General features: G+C 69.2%; 5 protein-coding genes, 1 tRNA gene and 1 pseudogene. 5 read left to right on the forward strand and 2 right to left on the reverse strand.

Going from position 1 to position 7,409, the window contains the following annotated elements; translation table 11 throughout:
* Positions 1 to 45: 45 nt before the first annotated feature.
* Positions 46 to 121, forward strand: a tRNA-His gene (locus PHQ87_RS12665).
* Between the two features lie 60 nt (positions 122 to 181).
* Here the strand turns inward: PHQ87_RS12665 and PHQ87_RS12670 are convergent.
* A complete protein-coding gene (locus PHQ87_RS12670) occupies positions 182 to 865 on the reverse strand; it encodes a hypothetical protein (RefSeq protein WP_300234862.1) in 684 nt (227 codons plus the stop codon).
* Between the two features lie 161 nt (positions 866 to 1,026).
* The gene (locus PHQ87_RS12675) at positions 1,027 to 1,920 is read right to left on the reverse strand and encodes a LysR family transcriptional regulator (protein ID WP_300234865.1); all 894 of its coding nucleotides are present in this window, start codon (positions 1,918 to 1,920) and stop codon (positions 1,027 to 1,029) included.
* A 118-nt stretch (positions 1,921 to 2,038) separates the two neighbouring features.
* Between PHQ87_RS12675 and PHQ87_RS12680 the strand changes: the two are divergent.
* From PHQ87_RS12680 to PHQ87_RS12695, 4 genes and pseudogenes are all read left to right on the forward strand, one after another.
* Positions 2,039 to 3,028, forward strand: a pseudogene (locus tag PHQ87_RS12680) (tripartite tricarboxylate transporter substrate binding protein).
* Positions 3,029 to 3,057: 29 nt separating this feature from the next.
* Positions 3,058 to 5,235, forward strand: coding sequence for an indolepyruvate ferredoxin oxidoreductase subunit alpha (locus PHQ87_RS12685; RefSeq protein ID WP_300234868.1), 2,178 nt, complete (start codon positions 3,058 to 3,060; stop codon positions 5,233 to 5,235).
* A complete protein-coding gene (locus tag PHQ87_RS12690) occupies positions 5,232 to 6,836 on the forward strand; it encodes an indolepyruvate oxidoreductase subunit beta family protein (RefSeq protein ID WP_300234871.1) in 1,605 nt (534 codons plus the stop codon). Before PHQ87_RS12685 ends, PHQ87_RS12690 begins: the two co-directional genes overlap by 4 nt.
* A gap of 92 nt (positions 6,837 to 6,928) precedes the next feature.
* Positions 6,929 to 7,409, forward strand: a 481-nt coding sequence (locus PHQ87_RS12695; RefSeq protein WP_300234874.1) for a tripartite tricarboxylate transporter substrate-binding protein, incomplete at its 3' end; no start/stop codon positions are given.

Below are 7,409 nucleotides of genomic sequence, written 5' to 3' on the forward strand. Positions count from 1 at the left end.
CTTGATGCCATGGCCTGAAGTTCAGGCTATAATCAAAGGCTCACGGTGGCTGTAGCTCAGTTGGTAGAGTCCAGGATTGTGATTCCTGTTGTCGTGGGTTCGAGCCCCATCAGCCACCCCAGATAAATCAAGCACTTAGCCCGGCCAAAAGCCGGGCTTTGTCGTTTAGCGCCGCGGCCGATCAATCCGCGCGCTGCACCCCCAGCCTGTGCATCAGCAGGTGCCACATCGCGTAGCTCATCGTCTGCCGGGTCGCCGCACCGTCGGCGGTGGTGTACTTCCGGAAATTCTGCGGCGTGACACCCACCAGCGCGGCGGCCCTGGCGCCGCTGATGCCGGTGAAGCTGTTCTCGCCGACCACGTGCCGGATCTCCCATGACGTGGGCGCGCGCCAGGCGTCGGCGGCCGGCGTCAGCACATCGTCGGGCAGCAGCGACGCAATCCACTGCGTGGGCGTCGCGGCGTGCGCGGCGTGCGCGGCCACGAGCATGCCGAACTGCGAGAGATCGACGGGACGCGAGCGCAGCCGATCGGCGCTGCGCAGCCAGTACCGGCTGCGATCGTCGATCGGCCCCGGCGTCATCTCCGGTATGCGGTCGTGCGTGAGGAAACCTGCGACCGTTTCGCTGCTCGCCTGGTCGACGAGGTCGACGCGTTCCTGCGGGTTCCGTTCGCGGGCGCGCTGCACGAAAGCGGCGCGGGCGTCGGCGAATGCGTCGATGATCTCGATGCACGAAGCGGCTTCAGGGAGCCTGCGTTCCTCGAGTGCTTCGCCGCCATAGCGCATGCTCCAGCGGCGCTGCGCCGAACCCAGGGCCTCGCCGCGCTCGAAAGTGAAGGCGCCGTGCGTGAAGTGGGCAGCCATCTCACACTCCCTCGGTGCGACCGGCGGCGCGGCTTTTCTCCGGCGAGGCGACGCAGCGGGATCCGTCCATCAATTCATCGCTCCAGGCAGTACAGCGCTGGCGGGATTGCCGTGCCGATGGAAAAATCATAGTGCGATTCACTGCCGCAGGGGTAGCCGTGCTATTCGCGGAACAGGGTTTCGATCTCCCGCCGCAGCCAGGCCAGCCCGGGGTCCGGCTCGAAGCGCCGGCTCCAGTACAGCGAGACCGTGAAGTCGCTCAGCGGAAACTCGGGCTCGACCACGGCGCAGGTCTGGCTGAAATTCCTGGCGATATTGCGCGGCATCACCGCGGCCAGGTCGGTGGCCCGCACGATGGCCGGCAGCACCATGAAGTGCTCGGTCACCAGACGCAGCCTGTCCTGCAGATCCGTCAGTTGCAGGATGCGCAGGGTGTCCGCGTGCGAGCGGGTGCCGACGAACTCCAGCTCGGACAGGGCCGCCAGCAGCGCCTTGCCGCTGCGGCGCCGGCGCAGGAACGGGTGCCCCTTGCGCAGCAGCACGATGTAGCGGTCGTGCAGGAGCTGGGTGCTCCGCGTGTCCTTGACCATGGGCAGGAAGCCCAGCGCGAAATCGATGCGCCCGTGGTCCAGGGCCTCGGTGATGGCATCGCGCGGCAGCGGCAGGGTCTGCACGCGCACGTGCGGCGCCTGTAGGTGCAGGTGGGCCATGAGCTCGGGCAGGAAGCGCCCCTCGCCGATGTCGCTCATGTGCAGGCGGAAGATGCGGTTGGACGCGGCCGGGTCGAAGGTCTCGCCCTCGTTGAGCGCGGCCTCCAGCACCCCCAATGCCGTGCGCACGCCGTCGGCCAGCCGCTCGGCGCGCGGCGTGGGCTGCACCCCGGTGCCTGTCCGCATGAACAGCGGATCGGCCAGCAGCGCCCTCAGCCGGCGCAGCCCCTGGCTGGCGGCAGGCTGCGTCAGGCCCAGCATCTCTGCGGCACGGCTGACGTTGCGCGCCCGGTAGACCGCGTCGAACAGCCGCAGCAGGTTCAGGTCGATGTCGTTGATATGCATGAGTCTAATATAGCTTAGACATCTCATTTTATTGATGCATTCCCAGCAAAGCCGGACACTCGCCTGCATGGTGGCGCAGACCACCCTCGGCCTTGCCCTTTCCTTGGAGACGCCCCCGATGTTTGCCTCTACCTCCCGGCCGCTGGCCGCCGCGGCTTTCGCATTCGCCTATGTCCTGGCCGCTCCGGCGGCGCACGCGCAGTCGCCCACCTGGCCTTCCAGGCCCGTCACTTTGGTGGTGGGTACGCCTGCGGGCGGCGCGGTCGACGCGTATGCGCGCGCGGTGGCCGACCAGCTCGGCCGCCAGACCGGCGGCACCTTCCTCGTACAGAACCAGCCGGGTGCCAACGGCAACCTGTCGGCCACCTCGGTGCTGAAGGCGCCGGCGGACGGCCACACGCTGTGGGTGGGCACGCAGTCCATGGTCACGATCAACCCGTCGGCCTAGGCGCGCCTGCCGTGGAAGCCGTCGGACTTCCACCCCATCGTCAAGGGCGTGGCAGCGCCGCTGGTGCTGGTGACCCACCCTTCGGTACCCGCCAGGACGTTGCCCGAACTCGCCCAATGGGTGGCCGCCAACCCCGGCAAGGCATCGTATGCGTCGTTCAGCCCGGGCACGCCCTCGCATTTCCTGGGCTTCCAGCTCAACGAAAAACTGAAGCTGGACATGGTGCACGTGCCCTACAAGGGCTCGGCGCCGCAGGTCAACGACCTGGTGGGCGGCCAGGTGCTGCTGGGCTTCACGCAACTGCAGACGGCGGTGCCGCACATCCAGGCCGGCAAGCTCCATGCGATCGCGGTCACCAGCGCCGCGCGCTCGCGCTTCCTGCCCGAGGTGCCGACCTTCACCGAGCTGGGCCAGCCGGAGCTGACGACCTCCATCTGGTTCGGCCTGCTGGCACCGTCCGCCACGCCAGCGCCGCTGGTGCAGGCCATCACGGCCGCGGCGGTCAAGGCCCAGGCCGACCCGGCGCTGCGCGCCCGGCTGGAAGCGCAGAACTTCGACGTGCCCAGCGAATCGGGCAGCGCCTTCGCCGCCGCCATCGCCGCCGAAAGCGCGCAGTGGGCGCGGCTGGTCAAGGCGACGGGCTTCAACGCCAACGATTGAATCCATCCCCTTTCTTTCCCTGAGGACTCATGGAAGTTTCATTCAGCCAAGAGATCGAGTCGCTGCGCCTGGGCCAGGGCCAGACCTTCCACGGCGAAGGCATCCTGGCCATCACCAAGGCCCTGCTGCAATCGGGCGTGGCCTACGTCGGCGGCTACCAGGGCGCGCCGGTGTCGCACCTGCTGGACGTGATGGTGCAGGCCGAGCCCTACATGAACGAGCTGGGCGTGCACGTCGAGGCCTGCTCCAACGAGGCCTCGGCCGCGGCCATGCTGGGCGCCTCGATCCACTACCCGCTGCGCGGCGCGGTCACCTGGAAATCGATCGTCGGCACCAACGTCGCCGCGGATGCGCTGTCCAACCTGTCATCGCCCGGCGTCAAGGGCGGCGCGCTGATCGTGGTCGGCGAGGACTACGGCGAAGGCGCCTCGGTGATCCAGGAGCGCACGCACGCCTACGCGCTCAAGTCGGGCATGTGCCTGCTCGACCCGCGCCCGGACCTGCCGGTGATGGTGCACATGGTGGAACAGGGCTTCCGCCTGTCGGAAGCTTCGAACATGCCCTGCATCCTGGAGCTGCGCATCCGCGCCTGCCACGTGCGCGGCAGTTTCGAGGCCAAGGACAACGTGGCGCCGCCGATCTCCACGCGCGCGCTGATGGCGCAGCCGGCGGGCTTCGACTACATGAAGCTGGCCCACCCGCCGGTCACCTTCCGCCACGAGAAGCTCAAGGGCGAGGAACGCATCCCGGCCGCGCGGCGCTTCATCGTGGAAAACCAGCTCAATGAACTGATGCCAGGCCGCTTCGACGACACGGGCATCATCGTGCAAGGCGGTCTGTACAACGCGCTGATCCGCGCCTTGCAGCAGCTCGGCCTGGCCAACGCCTTCGGCGAGAGCGATCTCCCGCTGCTGGTGCTCAACGTCGCCTGGCCCGTGGTGCCCGAGCAGATCGCCGGCTTTTGCCAGGGCAAGCGCGGCGTGCTGGTGGTCGAGGAAGGCCAGCCCGAGTACATCGAGCAGGAAATCGCCACCCACCTGCGGCGCCTGGGCATCGCCACGCCCCTGCATGGCAAGGACATGCTGGCGATGGCGGGCGAGTACAGCGTCGAGGTGCTGGCCGGCGGCCTGGCGGCGTTCGCCGCCCGGTACCTGCCCGATGCCGGCACGCAAGAGGGCGTCACGGCCACCCAGGCCTGGCTGGCTGGCAACCGCGAGCGGCGTGAAGCGGCCACGCGGCAGCTGCCGGCGCCGCTGCCGGCGCGCCCGCCGAGCTTTTGCATCGGCTGTCCCGAACGGCCCGTCTTCTCGGCGCTCAAGCTGGTGCAGCAGGAGATCGGCCAGGTCCACGTGGCCGCCGACATCGGCTGCCACGCCTTCGGCACCTTCGAGCCCTTCTCGCAGGGTCACTCCATCCTCGGCTACGGCATGAGCCTGGCCAGCCGCGCGGGCGTCTCGCCCATGATGGCGCAGCGCACCCTGTCCATCATGGGCGATGGCGGCTTCTGGCACAACGGCCTGCTCACGGGTGTGCAGAGCGCGCTGTTCAACGGCGACGACGCCGTGCTGATGATCTTCAAGAACGGCTACACCTCGGCCACCGGCACGCAGGACATCATCTCGACACCCGACGACGAGGTCAAGGAACGCGCCGAGGACAAGCAGCAAAGCCTGGTGCACAAGAACGACACCATCGAGTCCACGCTGCGAGGCCTGGGGGTGCAATGGCTGCGCACCGTCCACACCTACGAGGTGGAGACCATGCGCCGCACCGTCAAGGAAGCCTTCACCACCGACTTCGCGGGCCTGAAGGTCATCATCGCCGAAGGCGAATGCCAACTGGAGCGCCAGCGCCGCGTCAAGCCCTGGATCGCCAGCCTGCTCAGGAAAGGAGAGCGCGTGGTGCGCGTGAAGTATGGTGTGGACGAGGACGTGTGCAACGGCGACCACGCCTGCATCCGCCTCTCGGGCTGCCCGACGCTCACGCTGAAGGACAACCCGGACCCGTTGAAGGTCGATCCCGTGGCCGTGGTGATCGACGGCTGCGTCGGCTGCGGCCTGTGCGGCGCCAATGCCCACGCCGCCACCCTGTGCCCCAGCTTCTACCGCGCCGAGGTGGTGCAGAACCCCAAGTGGCACGAACGGCTGCTGGCCGGCCTGCGCGCCGCCCTGGTCAACGCCCTGCGGCCGTCGGAGATCCACGCATGAACCAGCTCTTTCGCCCCACATCCCTGCTCGTCTGCGCCCTCGGCGGCGAAGGCGGCGGCGTCCTGACCGAATGGCTGGTCGACACCGCGCGCCACGCCGGCTATCCGGCCCAGAGCACCTCCATCCCCGGTGTCGCGCAGCGCACCGGCGCGACCACCTACTACATCGAGGTCTTTCCCCAGCGCATCGCCGAGCTGGGCGGGCGCCGTCCGGTGTTCAGCCTGAACCCGGTACCCGGCGCGCTGGACGCGATCGTGTCCTCGGAGCTGCTGGAAACGTCCCGCCAGATCGGCGCCGGCATGGCGTCGCCAGAGCGGACCCTGGTGCTGACCTCGTCGGGCCGCACGCTGACCACGGCAGAACGCATGCCGCTGGGCGACGGCCGTGCCGACAGCGCCGCCCTGCTCAAGCTGGTGCAGGGCTTCAGCCGCGAGCACCATGTGTTCGACATGGGCACCATGGCGCGCGAAAGCGCCACGGTGGTCAGCGCCGTGATGCTGGGCGCGGTGGCGGGCAGCGGCCTGTTTCCCTTCGCCCGCGAGGACTACGAGGCGGTCATCCGCGCCGGTGGCAAGGGCGTCGAGGCCAGCCTGCGCGGCTTCGCCCGCGCCTTCGAGCACGTGAGCCAGTCGCGGGCGCAGGCCCGCTTCCTGTCCGATCTGCTGGCGCCAAAAAAGCAGCCCGAACCATCGGCACCCGCCCTGCCCGCCGACCTGGCCTCGCGTTTTCCCGCGCCGGTGCACCCCATGCTGGCCCTGGGCCACGCCCGCCTGTGCGAGTACCAGAACCCCGCCTATGCGCAGCAATACGCCCGGCGGCTCGAACAGGTGCTGCAGGCCGAACGCGCGGCATCCGGCGACGCCGAAGGACACGGCTTCGCCATCACCCACGAGATGGCGCGCTGGCTCGCACTGTGGATGGCCTTCGACGACATCGTGCGCGTGGCCGATCTCAAGAGCCGCGCCGGCCGGTGGCAGCGCGTGAACCAGGAAGTCAAGGCGGGACAGGACGATCTGCTCAAGGTCTACGACCACTTCAAGCCGGGCGTGCCCGAGTTCGCCGGCCTGCTGCCGGTAGGCCTGGCGCGTCGCGTGCTGGCCTGGGACGCCCGCCGCCGCGCCTCAGGGCGCGAGCCCTGGGCCATGCCGATCAAGGTGGGCACGCACACCGTGTTCGGCATGCTGGCCCTGCGCACACTCGCCAGCCTCAAGTGGCTGCGCGTGCGCGGCAGCCGCTACCACGAAGAACAGCGCCTGATCGAACGCTGGCTGGCTGGCGTCGTGCAGGGCACGCAGCGCAGCTGGGCCCTGGGCCATGAGCTGGCGCTGTGCGGCCGCCTCATCAAGGGCTACGGCAGCACCAACGAGCGCGGCAAGCACAACCTGCTGCACGTGCTCGACCACCTGGCCGGCCTGCCCGATCCGGCGGCCGCTGCCCGGGCCATCGCCTCGGCCCGCGATGCGGCCCTGGCCGACGATGCCGGGCGCGCGCTCGACGCCACCCTCGCCGCCCACGGCGCGCCACCGCGCCCCGTCCAGGCCCAGCCGATCCGCTGGGTGCGTTCCCCGAAAGGCATGGCGCGTGGCGGCGCCGCGCCGTGATCCCGTTTGAGTTTGATTGACCACCAGAGGAGACAAGCATGAAAAACCCCACCACCTTCACCCGCCGGGCGCTGCTGGCCGCGACCACTGCCATGTCGCTCGGCCTGGCGGCGCCCGCCCTGCACGCCCAGGCCTGGCCGAGCAAGCCGGTGCGCGTGATCGTCAACTTCCCGGCCGGCGGCGCCGCCGACCAGCTCGCCCGACTGGTCGGGCAGCCGCTGGCCGAAGCGCTGGGCCAGCCCGTGGTAATCGAGAACCGCGGCGGCGCCGGCGGCAACATCGGCGGCGATGCCGTGGCCAAGTCCCCGCCCGATGGCTACACGCTGCTCATGAGCTCGGGCGGCATGGTTTCGATCAACCCGCACATCTACGCCAGGATGCCGTTCGACCCCACCAAGGACATCGTCCCGGTGGCGTCCATCGCGCGCGTGGCCGTCTACCTCGTCACCAGGCCCGACATGCCCGTGAAGAACGTCCAGGAGTTCGTGGCCTATCTGCGGCAGAACCCGGGCAAGACATCGTTCGGCTCCCCGGGCAATGGCAGCTCGCCCCACCTGGCCGGTGAAATGCTCA

It is taken from the genome of Hydrogenophaga sp., assembly GCF_028698005.1.
Taxonomy (GTDB): domain Bacteria; phylum Pseudomonadota; class Gammaproteobacteria; order Burkholderiales; family Burkholderiaceae_C; genus Hydrogenophaga.

Excerpts from the sequence above, each read along its gene's own strand:
- PHQ87_RS12670 (WP_300234862.1), bottom strand. The coding sequence starts at position 865 with ATGGCTGCCCACTTCACGCACGGCGCCTTCACTTTCGAGCGCGGCGAG.
- PHQ87_RS12675 (WP_300234865.1), bottom strand. The coding sequence starts at position 1,920 with ATGCATATCAACGACATCGACCTGAACCTGCTGCGGCTGTTCGACGCG.
- PHQ87_RS12685 (WP_300234868.1), top strand. The coding sequence starts at position 3,058 with ATGGAAGTTTCATTCAGCCAAGAGATCGAGTCGCTGCGCCTGGGCCAG.
- PHQ87_RS12690 (WP_300234871.1), top strand. The coding sequence starts at position 5,232 with ATGAACCAGCTCTTTCGCCCCACATCCCTGCTCGTCTGCGCCCTCGGC.